13 protein-coding genes are annotated in these 19,811 nt (G+C 42.8%); 4 read left to right on the forward strand and 9 right to left on the reverse strand.

What is annotated here, in order from left to right; all coding sequences use genetic code 11:
• Positions 1–88 precede the first annotated feature (88 nt).
• The gene (locus PENNN9_RS06785) at positions 89–1,000 is read right to left on the reverse strand and encodes a hypothetical protein (protein ID WP_058368946.1); all 912 of its coding nucleotides are present in this window, start codon (positions 998–1,000) and stop codon (positions 89–91) included.
• 544 nt (positions 1,001–1,544) lie between these two features.
• Between PENNN9_RS06785 and PENNN9_RS06790 the strand changes: the two genes are divergently transcribed.
• Complete coding sequence (locus PENNN9_RS06790; RefSeq protein ID WP_058368947.1) at positions 1,545–2,303, forward strand: IclR family transcriptional regulator; 759 nt, start codon at positions 1,545–1,547, stop codon at positions 2,301–2,303.
• Between the two features lie 108 nt (positions 2,304–2,411).
• Here the strand turns inward: PENNN9_RS06790 and mmsB are convergent, their stop codons facing one another.
• From mmsB to PENNN9_RS06830, 8 genes are all read right to left on the reverse strand, one after another.
• Positions 2,412–3,380: a 3-hydroxyisobutyrate dehydrogenase gene (mmsB, locus tag PENNN9_RS06795; RefSeq protein ID WP_058368948.1), complete on the reverse strand. Its 969-nt coding sequence runs from the start codon at positions 3,378–3,380 to the stop codon at positions 2,412–2,414.
• Positions 3,381–3,476: 96 nt separating this feature from the next.
• Positions 3,477–4,733, reverse strand: coding sequence for an enoyl-CoA hydratase/isomerase family protein (locus tag PENNN9_RS06800; RefSeq protein ID WP_058368949.1), 1,257 nt, complete (start codon positions 4,731–4,733; stop codon positions 3,477–3,479).
• A 59-nt stretch (positions 4,734–4,792) separates the two neighbouring features.
• The gene (locus tag PENNN9_RS06805) at positions 4,793–5,575 is read right to left on the reverse strand and encodes an enoyl-CoA hydratase (protein ID WP_058368950.1); all 783 of its coding nucleotides are present in this window, start codon (positions 5,573–5,575) and stop codon (positions 4,793–4,795) included.
• A 47-nt stretch (positions 5,576–5,622) separates the two neighbouring features.
• Positions 5,623–6,783, reverse strand: coding sequence for an acyl-CoA dehydrogenase family protein (locus PENNN9_RS06810; RefSeq protein ID WP_058368951.1), 1,161 nt, complete (start codon positions 6,781–6,783; stop codon positions 5,623–5,625).
• Positions 6,784–6,959: 176 nt separating this feature from the next.
• Positions 6,960–8,444, reverse strand: a complete 1,485-nt coding sequence (locus PENNN9_RS06815) for a CoA-acylating methylmalonate-semialdehyde dehydrogenase (protein ID WP_058368952.1) — start codon at positions 8,442–8,444, stop codon at positions 6,960–6,962.
• 309 nt (positions 8,445–8,753) lie between these two features.
• Positions 8,754–10,796 carry a propionate--CoA ligase gene (locus tag PENNN9_RS06820; RefSeq protein WP_058368953.1) on the reverse strand — a complete coding sequence of 681 codons (2,043 nt, stop codon included), beginning with the start codon at positions 10,794–10,796 and terminating at the stop codon, positions 8,754–8,756.
• A gap of 293 nt (positions 10,797–11,089) precedes the next feature.
• Positions 11,090–12,760 (reverse strand): fatty acid--CoA ligase, encoded by a 1,671-nt coding sequence (locus PENNN9_RS06825; protein WP_058368954.1) that lies wholly within the window; start codon positions 12,758–12,760, stop codon positions 11,090–11,092.
• Between the two features lie 293 nt (positions 12,761–13,053).
• Complete coding sequence (locus tag PENNN9_RS06830; RefSeq protein WP_058368958.1) at positions 13,054–14,256, reverse strand: MFS transporter; 1,203 nt, start codon at positions 14,254–14,256, stop codon at positions 13,054–13,056.
• Positions 14,257–14,732: 476 nt separating this feature from the next.
• Here PENNN9_RS06830 and cas1f point away from each other — a divergent pair, with 476 nt between their 5' ends.
• The 3 genes from cas1f to cas7fv are packed head-to-tail and all read left to right on the forward strand — an operon-like array spanning position 14,733 to position 19,704.
• Positions 14,733–15,728: a type I-F CRISPR-associated endonuclease Cas1f gene (gene cas1f / locus PENNN9_RS06835; RefSeq protein ID WP_058368955.1), complete on the forward strand. Its 996-nt coding sequence runs from the start codon at positions 14,733–14,735 to the stop codon at positions 15,726–15,728.
• Complete coding sequence (locus PENNN9_RS06840) at positions 15,729–18,701, forward strand: CRISPR-associated helicase/endonuclease Cas3 (RefSeq protein ID WP_058368956.1); 2,973 nt, start codon at positions 15,729–15,731, stop codon at positions 18,699–18,701.
• Between the two features lie 46 nt (positions 18,702–18,747).
• The gene (gene cas7fv, locus PENNN9_RS06845) at positions 18,748–19,704 is read left to right on the forward strand and encodes a type I-Fv CRISPR-associated protein Cas7fv (RefSeq protein ID WP_058368957.1); all 957 of its coding nucleotides are present in this window, start codon (positions 18,748–18,750) and stop codon (positions 19,702–19,704) included.
• The last annotated feature ends 107 nt before the right edge of the window (positions 19,705–19,811 follow it).

Here is a 19,811-nt window from a genome sequence, read left to right on the forward strand (position 1 = left end):
AAAAAAAAAAAAAATTTTAAACCCTAAAAAGGATCGTTTTTTATACACTTACTTTTCTTCTAACAACAATAGTTAGACTATCATTAGATTAGAAGCGGTAAGTTGCACCAACTTTAACGATTGGGAACCATTCTAAATAATCTTTGTCTTCTAGCTCTTGTTCAGCACGGCTAGCAACATCGCCAGCAGTAGTAACTAAGTTATTACCGTTTTCGTCAGTATATCTAACTACGCTATCTGGATCTGTAGCACGAACGGTAGCATCAGTCTTACCCATGTAAGCTGCACCAATTTCGCCAAACACACCCCAGTTATTGCCGATATTAGGACGGAAACCAATAGTACCATAAGGGGCTAACTTATTACGATGCTCTAAACTACCTTCTAAATTACCAGTGTCAGCAGCGTTGTAATCCTGACCATCAATTTCGAAAAATCCACCTTCAGCATTAGCAGTTACATCAATATCGTTATCAGGGACGATAACACCAGCACCCATTGTGAACCAGTTACCAGCAGGACGTAGTTGTACGCCCATATAAGGGTTACTAAAGTCAGCATCCACATCATAATTTACATCGTTTGCATCGAAATCACCGCCAAAAAGGTCAGCAACATCACCACCTGCCCAACCAGCTTGTAGTTCAGTTTTGTCGTTAATGCTCCATGCTACGTTAGCACCATAACCTAGAGTACCAACTTCTGCGCTAACGGCAGCTGGATTGATAGCAGTGTTAAATAGCGTCTTAGTACCACCGAAGATAGCACCAGTAGTGTTACGGACGATACCAGCGTCGTTGTTATAAGCGGCAGGAGCTGGTTCAGCTTCATATGCTACTGGCTCTGCGTCATAGGCAACAGCTACAGGCTCAGCTTCATATACGACAGCATCTGCAGTTGCAGCTTGAGTGTCATCTACAACGATTACAGGCTCAGCGGCTAAAGCAGCAGTCGACGCTAGGACAGCGGCTGATATTGCAGTTAGTTTAATAATTTTCATGGTTGTTCTCCTAAAGATATGAAATAACTAGCCCCAAAAAAACGATTACTTCTTCTGTATTTTAAACAATCGTTTTGTTGAGCAGATTAAAACAATTTTGGCTCCAAAAGTCACCCCTCAATAGAGGCATTTTATTTGCCATTATGTAAAGATTGCATAGAAATTGTAATAATTGCTACACGAACCTGTAAAACATCGCCCTGCCGTTACACGATACTCTCAAAGTAAATAAAAGCATGCATACATACACTCTAAATACTAAAAGCTTGTGCAACAGTACTGCAAAGTATGTAAACATGATGTCTTACCTGACAAATTAACTCAATAACGGTTATATAGTTTATTACTTCTGTTTGTTGTGATTTGTCAGATGATGTATCAATAGTTGCTCTCAAAAAAAGTTTGTGATACCTCTGACATTTACAACTTATTTTCTTTTATAATATAAATCATAGCGTTTGTTTATGATAGCCGTTTCAAATCGTTAGCATGACTAATCGTACGATACATAATGTTATCTACCACTTATTATTAAGCTACCTATATGCCTAAAGTATCTTCAATTACGCGTGTATTAGAGATTATAGAAAAGATATCCTATGCACCTAAACCCATCTCTCCACTTGAGCTATCTCAAGAGCTTGATATACCAAAACCGACGATTCATCGTTTGATCCAAAATTTGGTCGATGAAGGGTTTGTAGCTGTTGATATTGGTGGCGGCATCATTCCTGGTAAGCGGGTGCGCAATTTGAGCGTGGCATTATGGCAACAGCGTCAGTTCTTTAATGAGCGTGAAGTTATTTTGCAAAAACTGGTTGAGGATATTCAAGAGACCTGCGGTATCGGTATTCCCTATCACATGAACATGGTTTATACCAATCGTGTGACAACCTCATTGCCCCTACAAATATACTTACCTGTTGGTTCCAAATCTCCTATGTGGTGTACAGCCACTGGCAAACTTTATTTGAGCCAACTGTCGGCTTCGAGTCGGCGCAAAATGCTAAGCAATCTAACATTAAATAAATTTACCAAGAACACTATTATAGATATTGATGCGTTAAATACTGAACTTGATCATATTGCTAAGACAGGAGTCGGTGTAGATAATGAAGAATTTATCTCAGAGATGGTGGCGGTATCAGTACCCATCCTAGACAAAAAATCGCGCTATCTGGCATCTTTATATGTGCATGCGCCTACTGTGCGAGTGTCTTTAGATGAGCTACTCGCACATGTACCACGCTTGCAAACAGCAGCGCAGGATATACAAGCATTGGTTTATGAGTTACAAAGTTAGCTTTTGTGTCCTACATAAAAAAGGTCTTCACTATTATTATAATGAAGACCTTTTTTGTGCAATGTTGCATGAACGAGCAACGTACTGTCTTAAGACGACTAGATAGGTTTAAGACAATACTGAATGATCATGATGGGCCATGATACTAGAGAAATCCCTGTCGCCATTATCGCGTGCATGCGCTTCATAGAGCTCTGTGGCCTTAGCGCCCATTGGCGTCTCGACATCAGTGTCTTTTGCGGTTTGCATGGCAAGATTAAGATCTTTTTGCATAAGCTTGCTCATGAACCCTCCTTTATAGCCATTGCTAGAAGGGACATTTTCTAGCACTTTTGGATAAGGGTTATAGACCTCAAGCGTCCAGTTGCGCCCTGAGCTTTGCAGCATGATATCTGATAAGACCTTAGGATCTAAGCCGTTTTTGACCCCTAAATTGATCGCTTCTGCCGTCCCTGCCATTAGTATCCCTAGTAGCATATTGTTGCAAATTTTGGCAACTTGTCCAGCGCCATGCTCGCCTGCATGAAAAATATTTTTGCCCATGACGGCAAGTATCGGCTCAGCTTTGGCAAACGCTTCAACGCTGCCGCCAACGATAAAAGTCAAACTACCAGCGATGGCGCCGCCCGTACCGCCAGAGACCGGGGCATCCAAAAAGTCTACCCCAAGCTTACTTGCTGCCTCTGCCACCAATCTTGCGTCAGCCGCAGCGATGGTACTGCTATCGATGACCAACGTACCTTTGGGTAACTCTGCCAACAAACCATTATCACCGCTGTCACCTAAATAGACAGAGTGGACGTGCTTGCCAGCAGGCAGCATGCTGATGACTACTTGTGCATTGCTCGCAGCACTTTTAGGGCTATCTGCAACGCTAGCACCCGCTTGCTCTAAACGCTGAGTTGCGTCCGCAGATAAGTCATAGACAGATAGCGTATAACCAGCTTTTAGCAAGTTCTCTGCCATCGGTGCGCCCATGTTACCAAGCCCAATAAAGGCGATATTTGGCTTAACATCATTATCAGCCGTAGTAGTATTTGATTCTGTGTTACTTAAATCTGTATCCTTTGTACCCATCTCATCGCTCCTTGATGATTGCTTATGCAGACAGTGCTACACATAGTTTTACGTTTTTTAATTTATACCTGATTCTTATAATGAGCCTATAAGCTTTTAGCGCACAAGCTGACTGCCCAAGGCTTCATCACCCAACCAATCGCCCAAAGGATGCTCATCTTTAGCATAAGGGTTGGTAAAATGCTGATGTATGTATTCTTGCCCTTCGATACTGAGACAGTCCGCTAACGAGCGTGACCAGTTAGGCGTGCGGTCTTTATCAATCAATAATGCGCGTACTCCTTCTTTGAAGTCAGGATTGGCGGCGCAATGTACCGCCACATTGGTCTCTAGATACAAAACCTGCTCTATCGATAAGTCAGCAACTTTATGATAAAGCGCATACGTCAAAGCAATGGTCACAGGACAGCCATGACGATAAGTGCTCACCGCACGCTGTGTCCAGCTGTCATTGGCAAAGTCTTCATCTAGTTTTGCTAATGCTTCATCGCTTTGTAGGATCGCGTCGATATCTCCCAGTCCGCCACTGTTCATCAACTGCTGGATAGGCTGCCAGTACGTCGCCAGTTTACTAGCAGGTAATTCAGCACCTGATTGCGCAGCTAATGCACGGCTAGCAATACTATGAGCGCTGTGCTGATGACATTTATCTGTGCTATCAACTGCTGCTTGCCAATTGCTCTGTTTTAGACGCTGGATGATGGCATCATAATCATTACTATTGACCCCATACTCTGCAAGATTGGCTAATAGTGCGTCGTTGCCATTACACATCGCACCAGTAAGTCCTAAAAACAACCCTGTCTTCGCTGGCATACGTTGCAAAAACCAACTGCCAGATGCATCAGGGAACAGGCCAATGGTCACTTCTGGCATGGCAAATCGGGTGCGCTCAGTAACCATTCGATGACTACAACCAGCCATCAGTCCCATACCGCCACCCATAATGATGCCATCACCCCAGAGTATTAATGGCTTTGGATAAAAGTGCATCTGCCGATATAAGCGATACTCATGGCTGAAAAACTCAGTTGCATAAGGGTTGGGTAATGGCGCGCTGGTAGACATACTGTCATACAGCTTACGAATATCACCGCCAGCACAAAACGCCTTATCGCTTGCCCCTTTTAAGATGAGTGCTACTACCTGATCGTCACTTTCCCACTGTTCTAGCTGCTGGGCTAGTAACTGACACATCTCAACGCTAAGCGCATTGAGAGATTTGGGTGTGTTGAGTGTCATAATACCAATTAGATGACCACACGCTGTCGGCTCAGTATCGAACAATACTGGCGCTTCTTGTGTGATGTTTTCTACGGAATTTTGATTATTAGTATTGTCCGTCACTGTCATAAAATCGACCTATCAAGTTTGAAAACAAAAATATTAGAATAAAAGTGGATTGATTGGATTTATTTATTTTGCCAAGTAGGCTTGCGCTTGTCTAAAAACGCTTGCACGCCCTCGCGCTGATCTTCGGTATCGAATAGCTTTACAAAAGCCTCGCGCTCATGGATGAGGTTTTGTGCAGGCGGGTTGTCTCTTGCTGCTTGAATAAGCTCTTTAGAATAACTGACGGCAACAGGTGATTGTTTAGCGACTTTTTGTGCCAGCGTTTGTGCTGCTTGTAGTCCTGTGCCTTTGTCCACGACTTCTTCGACCAAGCCAATACGTAAGGCTGTATCGGCATCAACACGCTCACCGCACAAAATCATGCGCTTAGCCCAGCCCTCGCCCACCAGCCAAGGGAGGTTTTGCGTACCGCCAGCACAAGGTAGAAGTCCCACGCCGGTCTCTGGTAAGGCCATCTGTGCATGTTCTTCTGCGATACGAATATCACAGGCCAGCGCACATTCAAGTCCGCCACCCATCGCATAGCCATTGATGACAGCGATACTAACGCCGCGGTAAGCTGATAACGCTTCAAACGCTTCACCAAAGGCAATGGCCATGCTGATCGCTCGGCCTTTATCACCGTCTGAGAAATTATTTAAGTCCGCACCAGCTGAAAAGAACTTTTCACCATCACCATGAATGATTAGGGCATACACGTCGTCATTAGCATTGAGATCAGTAACCAGCTGCTTAAGAGCAGGTAAGCTGTCCATTGTCCACGTATGAGCAGGTGGGTTGTTTAAGGTGACGGTAGCGGTGTGTCCGTCGATTGAAAGCTTAAGATTGGTATAATCCGTCATAAATAGTCCTTTATTTTTATACAATTGCTAAAAACCTAATGCCAAGATTAGCGCAACTGGCTCAGCGCCTCATCCTGCATAAGTTGACGCGAGACAATCACCCGCATGATCTCATTGGTGCCTTCTAATATTTGATGGACACGCAAGTCCCGTACATGGCGCTCAAGCGGATACTCATTGAGATAACCATAACCTCCATGTAGCTGTAAGGCTTGATTGGCAACTTCAAAACAAAGATCAGTAGAGAGGCGTTTTGCCATCGCACAGTAGGTAGAGGCTTGGCTGTCTTGATTGTCGACTTTATTAGCCGCTAGATAAAGCATTTGCCGTGCAGTAATCGTTTGAGTGAGCATATCAGCAAGTTTAAATTGTACTGACTGTAAGCTTGCGATTGGGCTACCAAACTGACTACGCTCTTGTACATAATTGGTCGCAGTCTCTAGCGCTGACTGCGCGGTACCGACGGCACAAATACCAATATTGATACGCCCACCATCTAAGCCTTTCATCGCAATACGAAAGCCCTGCCCTTCTTCACCGATTAGGTTTTCTGCTGGCACTTTGACATCTTTAAAGCTAATAGCACGCGTTGGTTGTGCTTTCCAGCCCATTTTATGCTCGTTTTTGCCATACTCAATGCCATCGCTATGAGCATCGACGACAAATGCCGAAACCCCTTTTGGTCCGGCACCGCCTGTCCGTGCCATAACGACCAACACATCGGTTGAGCCTGCGCCTGAGATAAAAGTTTTTTCACCATTGAGCACATAATAGTCGCCTTGCTTATCGGCTTTGGTACGTAATGATGCTGCGTCTGAGCCTGCATTGGGTTCTGTTAAGCAGTAGCTGCCAAGCCACTCACCGCTGACCATCTTTGGCAAATACTTTTTACATAGTGCATCGCTACCATACTCACCGATCATCCAACCTGCCATATTATGAATACTCATATAGGCGGCAACTGAAGTATCTCCCCATGCCAGCTCTTCAAACACCATGGCAGAATCCAAACGCGGTAGCCCTAGACCATCATAGTCTGGATTGGTATACAGTCCCAAAAAGCCCAGCTCTCCTGACTTCTTAATCACATCAACTGGAAAATGTGAGGTACGATCCCACTCAGCCGCGTTCGGCTTTAGCTCTTTTTGGGCAAATTGCCGAGCGGTTTGGCGAAAAGCAATTTGGTCTTCCGTTAATGAGAAATCCATGAAATCATCCTTGTGCTTGCAAAGCAAATATGGTGGAGAAAGTTTAGTAAGTCATCAGTTCAATATCGTTTATACAGTATAGCAGCGACATAACGACATTCACAAAATTCTGCTCTACTAGTAAAGCACATATTAAGTAAGATTGACGCTATATCGCAAATATAGTGGATGAACGATTAAATTGAGATAGTGGTATTGACTCCGCGACTTGCTTCATCGTCAAACCAGCGTGCAGTCACCGTCTTAGTCTGAGTATAGAACTGCACCGCTTGCTTACCATAAGGACCAAGATCGCCAAGCTTACTAGCACGTGAGCCTGAGAATGAGAACATCGGTAATGGCACAGGAATTGGCAAGTTAATACCAATTTGACCGACCTGAATATCTTGCTGGAATTTATGTGCAGCTGCCCCCGACTGAGTAAAGATAGCTGTGCCATTACCATGTGGATTGGCATTAAGCATCTCAATCGCCTCATCAAGACTGGCTGCACGCATAATGCAAAGGACTGGGCCAAAAATTTCTTCTTTGTAGATTTGCATATCGCTTGTGACATTATCAAAGATGGTAGGTCCTACGAAATTACCTTTCTCATAACCTTCGACGGTGATACCGCGACCATCAAGAATCAAGCTCGCCCCTTCTTCTACACCAGTATCAATCAAATGTTCGACGCGAGCTTTTGCGGCAGGAGAAATAAGTGGTCCCAAATCCTTGTCGTTTTTGCCAGCAGAGACGACTAAGCCTGTTGCTTTGGCTTTGATATCATCAATCCACTCACCTGCTGCACCGACTAGCACTACGACTGACAGCGCCATACAACGTTGACCAGCTGCCCCAAAGGCAGCACCCGCTAGCTGATTGAGCGTTTGTTCTTTATTGGCATCAGGCAAGATAACGCCATGATTTTTAGCGCCCATCATGCACTGGGCACGTTTGCCAGATTTACTAGCGCGCTCGTAGACATGCTTACCAACAGCGGTAGAACCAACAAAGGAAACCGCTTTGATATCTGGATGATCACAGATAGCATCAACCGTCGCTTTGCCGCCATGAACCACGTTGAGTACGCCTTCAGGCACGCCAGCTTCAACTGCCAACTCAACCAAACGCATAGTCACCATCGGGTCTTGCTCGGACGGCTTTAGGATAAAAGTGTTACCAGTAGCAATCGCCATTGGGAACATCCATAGCGGAATCATCGCTGGGAAGTTAAACGGGGTAATACCTGCGCACACACCTAGTGGCTGCCAGATACTATAAGTATCAACGCCTGAAGCGACGTTTTCAACGAAGTCACCAATCTGTAAGTTAGCGATGCCTGCTGCATGCTCAACGACTTCTAAACCACGGAACACATCCCCGCGAGCGTCAGCGATAGTCTTGCCCTGCTCTGCCGTCAAGGTTTCTGCTAGTTCATCCATATGCTCGCGGATCAATTGTTGATATTTTAAAAAGATACGGGCACGTGTGGTAATTGGGGTCTTGCGCCATGTTTGAAAAGCCGTCTGGGCGGCAGCGACTGCTTGATTGATTTCATCGTCAGAAGTTTGTGGGACTTTGGCAATGACTTCTTGTGTGGCTGGGTCAGTGATATCAAGCCATTCATCAGTCGTTGATTTAGTGAATTGGCCATTGATGAGCTGCTGAACGTGGTGCATAAGATATCCTTATCTTTTTTGCGAGACTGCCGCTAAGCGAGTCTGTATCTATTAAGAGTGTTAAGTGTGATGGACTACTTTCAATAACGCTTTATTTTAAAATGATTTATTTCGTATCGTTATTGACTATAGCAATAAAACATTTTTAGGGTCAAGGGCTTTATTAAAATTTTGGTAACGTTAACTCTCTACGTTGACAGATACACCTATTGATCAAATAAAAAAAAGCCCATGACGATTCATGAGCTTTTGTGCAATATTAAGATAGTTATTCACAACTAGCGAATACGGATTAACCCTTCATATTAATCAATAGTCTTTCATAGACTGCTTAATCGCATCAATCGCAGTTGGATTGTCAAGCGTTGACATATCGCCTGTGGGCTTATTCTCTGCTAGTGCGCGAATAGCACGGCGTAGGATTTTGCCAGAGCGGGTCTTTGGCAGTGCTTGCGGGAAATAAATCGCTGCAGGTCTTGCAATACCGCCAAGGGATTTTACCACCGCACCGATGACTTGCTGCTCAATGCGAAAGCGGTTTTCGGTCGTCGCGACTTGTTCATGATCTTTTAGCACACAAAAGGCAATAGGCAACTCCCCTTTCAACTCATCTTGAATGCCTACGACCGCACACTCCGCCATCTCTGGATGGGTGCTGATTGCCTCCTCAATCTCTTGGGTCCCGATACGGTGACCCGCAACGTTAATCACATCATCGGTACGTCCTAAGATATAAAAATAGCCATCTTCATCGGTTACCGCGTAGTCTGAGGTTGAGTATTGCTTACCATCGAACAAACCAAAGTAGCTACTCATAAAGCGCTCATCATTACGCCATACCGTCGTGAGACAACCCGGCGGCAGTGGCGCGCTAATCGCTAATAGGCCTTTTTCGCCAGCAGCGCAAGGCTCGCCCGTCTCTTCATTGATAACATGAGCATCATAGCCATACATTGGATAACCGGGTGAGCCTTGTTTGTGCGGTTTGTGATCAAACTTTGGGGTGTTGCTCAAAATTGGCCAGCCAGACTCTGTTTGCCAATAATGATCTAAAATTGGCACACCTAAGTGCTTAGTCAGCCAATTGGCCGTTGATTCGTCAAGGGGTTCACCTGCCAAAAAGAACGATTTAACGCTTGATACATCGTAGCGCGTCATCCAAGTCTCATCTTGCTTTTTGAGCATACGCACACCAGTCGGCGCGGTGAATAATATGTTGACCTTATTTGCTTCGACAATTCGCCACCAGATACCGGGGTTTGGACGATGCGGTAAGCCTTCATACATTACGCTTGTCATACCAGCCAATAATGGCGCATAAATCGTATAAGAGTGCCCAACCGCCCAGCCGATATCTGATATCGCCCAAAAGGTCTCGCCCGCCTTGCCATCATAGATATAATCCATCGAGGTAGTGAGTGCTACTGCATGACCGCCCGTATCACGTTGCACACCTTTTGGCGTACCTGTGGTGCCAGAGGTATAAAGTAGATAAGAGGGAGTATTTGACTCTAGCCAAACTGGCTCAACCACAGCGCTGGCCTCACAGCTGATTTGGCGCTGGGTTGCATAATCCACATCAATATTTTGTGGTTTAAATGGCAACACCCCACGGTTGACCACCAACACATGCTCAGGTTTTATGTTTGCTTGTTCAACCCCTTGATTGACAAGGTTTTTATAATTGACTACTTTACCACCGCGTAGACCAGCATCGACGGTGATGACCATTTTTGCTTCGGCATCATCCATACGAATGGCGAGGTTATGCGCCGCAAAGCCACCAAAGACGACCGAATGCACCGCACCAATACGAGCACAAGCTAACATGGCATAGGCAGCCTCCAAAATCATCGGCATATAAATGATGACACGATCGCCCTTTTCGATACCATGACGCTGCAGCACATCTGCGAAGTAATTGACCTCTTTATAAAGATCATTATAGGTCAAACGACGCTTAGTATAATCAGTATAAAACTCAACGTTGTTTCCTAAGTCTTTAAATGCATCAACGACTGCAGGATAAGTCTCTATCAGTTCTTGATTGATCTCCGATGAGAGCCAAATAAAAGCATCTTGCTCAGCCCGTTCGGGGATATGACGGTCTACACAATTGTAGCAAAGATTGGTTTCGCCACCGACATACCACTTAGCAAACGGTAGATTACTGTCGTCAAGAATTTGCTCAGGCTCTTTATGCCAGTAGATACGTTTGGCTTGGTCTGCCCAAAACTGCTCTCGATCATTTATCGAATCACTGTAAATATCAGCAAAAGTGGAATCTTGCACAGAGGCGTCGGTATTTTTGAAGGTTTGATTAGAAGCTAGATTGACGGTTTGCTCGCTCATATTGGCTATCCTTAGCGTAAACGAAGTGTACAACGACACAACTATAATATATGCAATGACGAATGGATTTTAATAGTAGCTTTGTATCATATAAAAATAATACTGCATATCTATATAACTGATTGGCTATTATTATGTTGGCTATCCTTGCCAAAAACAAAAAACCGATACCTACAAAAACAATACATAGTGTATCGGTTTAGTGGATATCGGTTTAAAATGTAACAGAGCTAACAATAAAGGTCAACTGTTTCGCTCATAAACTATGATGAGGTCATATAAACTGATAGATATTACACCTGTGTCTGATCGGCATACATCTCTCTCATTACCTTTTTATCATGCTTCCCTACTGAGGTTTTAGGTAGCTCATCAACGAACTTAAATTCGCTTGGCACACCATATTTGGGAATAATACCTTTACTAACTGCTTGCTCTGCAACCGCCATAATATCCTCAGCACTAGTATCTTGCTTATTAGGCTTTAAGACTACTAACGCCAAGGGACGCTCTCCCCACTGCTTGTCACGGACACCAATGACTGACACATCGGCCACTGCTGGATGCAATGATAAAATGGTTTCAATCTCCAATGATGAGATCCACTCGCCGCCTGACTTGATGACATCTTTGAGACGATCGGTGATTTTTATATAACCATCAGGTCGAACGTAAGCGATGTCTTGAGTATGCATATAACCATTTTCCCACAGCTCTTTGCCTGCATCATCATTTTTTAGATAGCTTTGAGTCAGCCAAGGCGCACGCAGCACTAGCTCACCTGTGTTCTCTTTACCAACGCCTACCGACTCATTGTTTGTACCCCAGACTTGTGCATCGACCATAAGTACGGGCTTACCTGTCATACAGCGACGATTAATGTCTTCTTCCTCAGTCATCTCAGGCTCATTGAGGCTAAAGTCAGTCAAGCTGATCAATGGTGCAGTCTCTGACATTCCGTAACCTGTATATACCTCGATGTCCTGCGCCAATGCGGATTTGGCTAAACCTTCCGTCAACCTTGAGCCACCAATAATCATTTTTAGACCGTTGAAGCTGACATCACGATCTTGTGCCTCTTTAAGTACCATTTGCAATATTGTCGGTACGCAATGCGTGATACTTACCTTTTCATTAATGATTAGATCTAACAAAGTATCAGGTGCATAACGTCCTGGATAGACTTGCTTTAGTCCAATCATAGTGGCAGTAAATGGGAAACCCCAAGCATGGACATGAAACATCGGTGTCATTGGCATGTAGACATCACCGTAGCTGACGCCTTGTTTATTGGGCAACATACCCAGTGATGCTGCTTCTGCCAAGCTATGTAAGACCAGTTGACGATGACTAAAAAATACGCCTTTTGGATCGCCTGTCGTCCCTGAGGTATAAAAAGTTGTGGCTATCGTGTTTTCATCGAAATCCGGAAAATCAAACTCATCACCGGCTGCTGCTAATAACGCCTCATATTCACCCGTTACACGACTTTGATTGCTACCAAAGATGCCTTCATGCGACACGCCATTATCATCAAGCCAAATAATATGCTCAATACTTGAGTTCTCAAACTGATAGTCTTTGACCAAAGGCGCAAACTCAGAGTTCAGCATTAGTACCTTTGGCTTGGCATGATTGATGGTGTAAAGAACCTTTTCAGGTGACAGGCGAATATTGACCGTCTGCAAAATATATTGCGACATAGGCACAGCAAAGTACGATTCAAGATAGCGATGGCTGTCCCAGTCCATGACAGCTATCACATCACCTGCATTGAGATTTAAGTCTGCTAAGACATTGGCTAAGCGATTGATACGAGTAAATAAATCTTTATACGTTAAGCGCTTTTTGTCCGCATATATAATTTCTTGATCCAATGATACGGTTTTGGCACGGTTTAGTAATTGTTTAATAAGTAATGGAAATTCATAAGCCGACGGTGCACTATTGTAAATATTTGACATAGATGAGACTTCCTTGTTTGTCGTTATTGTGAACTGTTTATAAATATAAATAATTGAGTACGGTAATAGTTATATTTTTAAATAAACGATGGCTTTGGTAAGAGCCCATTTTTATTCAGCGTATCGACTTCTTTGATAAGCTGTCTTTTACTCAATCATTTATTGATAGTAAGAAAAAACCAGTGCTATGTAAAGCGTGCGCACGTAAGCATGACAATACTCAGCATTCGAGGATAATGGTTCCACTACTTATCACATTGTGTTAGCAGATAGTTGTTTTAAGAGTATAAGACTTATGCAGTACGAGGCTTGGTTTTAACCATGCCAAAGCTCGCTATCAATAATGCAAGAATCTGCAGGATTAATAACAGCCATACTGTCATTGTCCACTCTCCGCGCCCATAAGCAATACCGCACAGCCATGCTCCTATTGTACCGCCCGCGTAATAGCTCATGTAATACAGACCAGAGGCTAAGCTGCGTCCCTTCTTGACATTGACTGCGATGTAACTAATGGTCGCAGATTGGGTGATAAAGACACCAGATGACATAATAGCAAGACCAATAACCACTCCCCATAATGGTGTCACTAGAGTTAACAGCACTCCTATCATAGATACTATGACAGCTACTCGCACTGTCCGTGCTGAACCAAATCGACGCAACAGTGTGGTCGATAACGGGGTAATGACGACGCCTATCAGATAGACGGCAAAGATATTGGCAAGCTGTCCAGTACCTAGCTCATATGGAGTCTTGGCCAGATGCAGATTGATAAAGGTAAAGCAGCCTACGAGAGAAAACAACACACAAGCACCAAGTAAGCAAGCCGTCACTACGTAACGATTGGTCAGATGTTCACCCAGTGTTTGCATGGCTGAGCGAAAGTTTGGATTGGCCTCAAACTGACGCGACGATGGTAGCATTTTACCCACCCATACTGCACCTATAAGCGTCATTGCGGCCATCACATAATAGCCATGACGCCAACCCATAAACTCATGTAAATGCCCAAGCAAGAACCGTCCCAAAAAACCGCCAAGTACCGAACCTGAGACATAAAATGACATCAGTTCGGTAACTGCTCGTCCTTCAAACTCCTCACCAATATAAGCAATCGTCACTACCGTAATACCAGGTACGGACAAGCCTTGCATAAAACGCCACAAACCCATCCAGCCAATATCTGGGCTTTGTGCTATAAGCGCTGTCGGTATCGCCAAAAATAATAAAGCCCCAACAATAAATGATTTGCGCCCTACAGCATCAGATAACATGCCCAAAAATGGCGACATGATAGCAATCGCCATCACTGTCGCACCAACGACCATACCTGCTTGTACTTCGGTGGCATTGAAGTCTAGCATTAGTACAGGTAAGACCGCTTGAATAGAATACACTTGCAAAAAAGCAAACATCCCAATCAAACCGACGGTTAGCTTCAAAACCCAAGAAGGCGGACTGGGCTGCGAGATATTTTTATTTGCTGATTTCATAAGTCCATTGGACTTAGCATCATCTTGTTTTTTATGGATGGATAAAGCGTTGTTTGGTTTATGATTCACAGGATACTGACTATATTAAGCGCGATGATTATCATAAGGTACGATGACTATCGACACGGATGGTAGGAACAGACTATAAACATATAAATGTCCAAGTCTAAAATTATAATAACGGAAAGGACATCATGTTATCACACTAAAAGTTGGCCTTGAGATGCAAAATGTTATGTAATTTTGGTACCCAAGTTACTGCCCTTCAACTTACTACGACATCACCTGTCGCATTAATATACATAGTGCTTGTTTTTCACTAGTTGGTTGCTTACACTGTCATTTCTACATTTTTGTGAACATTAATTTAGTTATCAGTATTATCGTTAATAAGTCATTAATGACAACTCAAATCCAGCACAATAAGTGCAAAACGTAGCGCTTAATGAAACTTAACGCCTCGTTAAGGAGCAATTATGACAAAACCTACCAACTCATATACTGACAATAGTTTTGCCTCGTCAGACCTAAAGACTATCCTACACTCCAAACGCGCCAACATCTACTACCTCTCGCACTGCCGCGTCATGCAAAAAGATGGGCGCGTGCTCTATCTCACCGAAGACGACAAAGCCAACCTTTTTTATAACATTCCGATTGCCAATACCACCTCAATTTTGCTCGGTACTGGAACCTCCATCACCCAAGCTGCTATGCGCTTGTTGTCACAGGCGGGCGTATTGGTTGGCTTTTGCGGAGGTGGCGGTATGCCGTTATTTATGGGAGCGGAGCGTGAGGTCTATGTTGAGTGGATGACTCCGCAAAGCGAATATCATCCGACAGAATATATCCAAGGTTGGATGAGCTGGTGGTGGGATGAGGATAAACGCCTTGCTGCAGCCAAGCAGTTGCAAATAGCTCGCGTTGCTTATCTACAAGAAGTATGGAAAAAAGATAGTGATTTTAGGCGCTGGGGCTTTGATAGCAGTATTGATGTGATACAGAAACTGCTTAGTGACAATATTCAGCAGATCGATAAACAAATCGAGGTCATGCATTTATTGCAACTAGAAGCACGCCTGACCAAGCAGCTCTACAAGCTCGCCGCCAAAAATACGGGTTACGACGGCTTTACCCGTGAGCACGAAGGTATCGACAAGGCCAATGGCTTCTTAAATCATGGCAACTATCTGGCGTACGGGCTTGGTGCGACTACCGCGTGGACACTGGGTATTCCGCACGGTTTTGCGGTTATGCATGGTAAGACACGGCGCGGCGCATTGGTGTTTGATATCGCTGATATTATCAAAGATGCCTTGGTACTGCCGCTTGCCTTTATTTGCGCCAGTGAAAACGCAAGCGAGCAAGAATTTCGCCAAGAGTGCATTAATATGTTTACCAAGCACAAAGCGCTGGATTACCAGTTTGAGGTGGTGAAACAGTTGGCAATGACGAAAGATTGGGAGGCATAAATGATTGTTACCTTTGTCTCTCAATGTGAGAAAAAATCACTGAAACGTACACGACGTATCTTAGACGCTTTCGCCAATCGCATTGGTGACAATGTATGGCAGACGGCGATTACCGAGGATGGGCTAAAAACGGTTAAGCAGCTACTGCGTAAATCAGCGACCAAGTCAACGGCGGTGAGCTGTCATCGCAATAAAACTCGCCAGCTGACTGAGCTGGTCTGGGTAGTGGGTAATAAACGTCAGTTTAATGAGGTTGGCGTGGTTCCTGTTAATTGGACAACTAAGGAGTTAAATATGGATATAGCAATATCTGACACATCACGTATTCTAGCAAATACAAATCAGCAACCTTTATACCAGCATCTATTTGCGGTTGGCTATCTAGCTTACTATCTTATCGAACATATGAATATAGACAGTAAATCGCTAAAACAGTCTGCTTTTATAGCAGGTATATTACATGACATTGGCAAAGCTGACCCTCACTTTCAAACTTGGGTTAATAAAAAAACTCTCAAAACTGAAGATGAGCCATTACCAGAAGATGGACAACATATTGATAAAACAGTATCAGGAATGACTAAGTTCACCTTTGAGAAGCATCCACGCCATCATGAGCTGTCTTGGTTGTTTGCAAGCTCGCTATTGAGAGAGGGGTCTGACTTAAACACCTTACAGCAATCACAAATAATGCACGGTATATATTGGCATCACACCAAGCCTTACCGAAAAAAAGACAATAAATACTTTGATGAAGCTAAAGGTATCTATAAAAAATTTACCGCTTCACTAGAAGGAACGTTGACTAATTTTGATACCGTCGTAGATGATGTAAACAGAGTCATAAAAGACGTTACGAGGTTAGCTAAAAATCTTGATAAGGCAGATATGTTAGCGCCAATGCTCGATGATTTTATCTTAACTGCTAATGCTTTACCCGACTATAAAACATATAGCGATATTAATGACCAACTACCTGAATACAAAAAAGAAGTTAAAGAAAACGCTTTAAACAATCTGATTCGTACTGCTGTTATTAGTGCAGATAGATTGGTATCTAAACTTGATGCAGAGGACTTAGCCAGCTATTTACAAGAGGGTACTTTATTAGATTTGATTGATAATTTAGTTGTCGATGATAATGACTTACTCACTCAGATTCAGAAATGTATTGATGCTTTCGATGAAAATAGTAGTGAAACTGAACGTACTCAAGCACAAAAAAGGACGGCAACTAAACTTGCACAACTAAAAACTATCGCCGAAGCAAACGAGTCTGACAACGTAGCCGTACTCCAAGGCCCTGCTGGCTGCGGTAAAACAAAAATAAGCCTTGAGTGGGCGTTAAACACTAAAGCTAAAAAGATAATTTGGGTCTGCCCTCGCGTACAAGTTTGTCTCGGTATCGTTAATGACTTAACTCAACCAGAATACCTTCCTAACAGTAGTATCGAGATATTCACAGGGGAATATAAAAAAATCTTGAAAGATGGCGTCAGTCTAACTGATACCCCTGATACTGACGTTGATGATTACTTTAGCGGTGATATCGTGGTCACCACCATCGATCAAATTTTGAATGCCATCATTACGCACAATAAGGTCGATACCCTCATCCCATTTATGCAATCCCATGTGATATTCGATGAATTTCATGAGTTAATTCTAATGCCTGCCTTTAATTTATTGTTTGCTGAATTAATTCATGCCAAAAAAATGCAAGCTCATCACGCTAATATTTTATTAGTATCGGCTACTCCAAACTACTTTTTTACCGAACATTTTTTAGACATCAAATCTGCTGACCATATCAGTATTGAAAGCTTTAATAATTCAGACTATCAAATAGACTTCCAAACCTATGATAGTGAAAATGAGCCAAGCCCTTTAATTCATCAAAGTCATAGCCAAGACCCTTCTACCTTCGTGATTACTAATACTGCTATTTCTGCACAAATCGGTTTTATTGAGCATCATCAAGATGAGAAGAGTATTTTGCTTCATTCAAAATACAATAAAAAGGATAAATCGTATTGGTTTGATAAAGTATTTGAGGCTTTTAAAAGAGGCGGCACAAAAGAATTTGATGTTCTACGCAGTGGCCCTATCGTCCAAGCCTCACTGAATATCAGTTGCGATTGTATGTATACCGAGCTGACCAACGCCGAAAACTGGCTACAACGCTTAGGACGTTTGGATAGATTTGGGCAGAATATTGACAATAATATCTATACAACCGTTATGGCAAACAATGCCATTACAGGCAAACAAACCAGTAAAAATGCTAGATTCTTAAATCAGCTTCATGCGTGGCATAGTACTGTTGCTTGGTTGAAGCATTTGCAATCACACCTGGAGGAAAAGAGCACTTTTAAGCTTAATGAATTATACGATATTTATAGAGCATTCTATCAAGATACAAATTGTCTAGATAAGGTTGAAGATGACTTCCTAACAGCACTCAAAAAGTCTGTGGCTTTGATTAACAGTAAAGTCCTCGACCCTATTTATGTACCTTTCAATGCTATAAAAAACAGTGATACGGCGAAAATAGCTAAAACCTCATTAAGGGGTGATAGCCGTTTTGTACAAATGGCAATTTGTAACATAGAAGCAGACAAAACCATGAGCTTTGCTGATGATTATGCTTACGATGCGCTAAATGCGAATGATGATACCACCATCACCGAATCTATCGCAAAAATTCAAGGGTATGATGACAGCTCTAAGAATTTAGTCGCCTTTATGCACGCCAAGCATCATAACATCGTCGAAGGCTATAAAAAGGCTTATAAAGATTTTGAGCTGCTTAACCAAGCGCGTACTTCTGAGACTCCCATTTATCTGAGCTACACGCCTACTGACCTCAAGAAAGTAAATACCTCTGCCAATCCTCATAGTATTTATTATGTGCTTACCGATAGACAGCCAGTAGGCAGTATGGCTATCGATAAACTCACTCAATTAACCTAATGCAGTACTAAAAGTACTGTCAACTACCATCTCAAGGAGAGATAACATGAGCAAAATTACCGGCATTAAAAGCGTTGATTTCAAAATAAAAGCCTTCGGACATGGCGTAGTTAACTGGAATGGGCCGACATCATTAAGTAATGAAGGTAAAACAGTTGACAACCATACCCTTCCTAAATTGCGGGGCTACACTAATTTGACAGGTAAAATTAAAGAAGAGACAGGCTATAAATATAAAAAAGAAGCGACTGATATAAATTTTAAAGAAACACCACTTTATATTAGTCAAAACTGTATTCGCCATCATCTATTTAAAGAGCAAGCATTTGATTTGCACTATGCAGACAAACAAAATGTAGATGAAGTTCTTGCTTCCCTTACAGGACTAATTCGTGGTTACGTCATCCCTTCTAGTCAATTTAAACGTACTAGCCCTTTACTCATTGAAGATTTTGTCGACCAATTGGGCAATGGTAATTTTGAACAATTTGGTCAAGCTGGAGAGCGTGACAGCTCATCGTTTTTCTCCAAAACCACCTTTGGCGACACTCAATACGAAGCCTATGGCTCGATAAGCATAGAACAATTACAGTTTATCTCGCTAGATAATAAGTTTGATAGAGCTTCAATGGTTATCGAAGATACCCAAGGCGAAGAGCTGGCACAGAAAGTTACTGATTTTATTCAGTCACTTGATAATAGCCGAGAACCTAAAGCAGTTTTTCATGACAATTATGTGCGTAAAGGTACTATTTTTGATATTGGCGAAACAGGCATATTACTTGATGAAACAGCAATAGATATTCTAATTAATACTACCCTGCAAATGCTGCAAGACTTGGCTATTAAACAAGCCAAAGGATATATGTACGTCGACAAAATAGAAGTCGATTACAATGACAGTAATAAAATGATGCGTATTAAGCGTTCGCCAGATGAGGTTAGCAGTAATAAGGGCAACCTAAATTATGCCGTTTATTTTGAAGGTAAAGATGTTAAATAGGAGATTGACATGAGAATCATGATTGAATATGAATCATCATGGCGAAACTCGTTTTTAGATGGTACAAACGATGGTGCATTACCAAAGAAGGGACGCAACTTTGTTGC

It is taken from the genome of Psychrobacter sp. ENNN9_III (assembly GCF_001462175.1).
Classification (GTDB): Bacteria; Pseudomonadota; Gammaproteobacteria; order Pseudomonadales; family Moraxellaceae; genus Psychrobacter.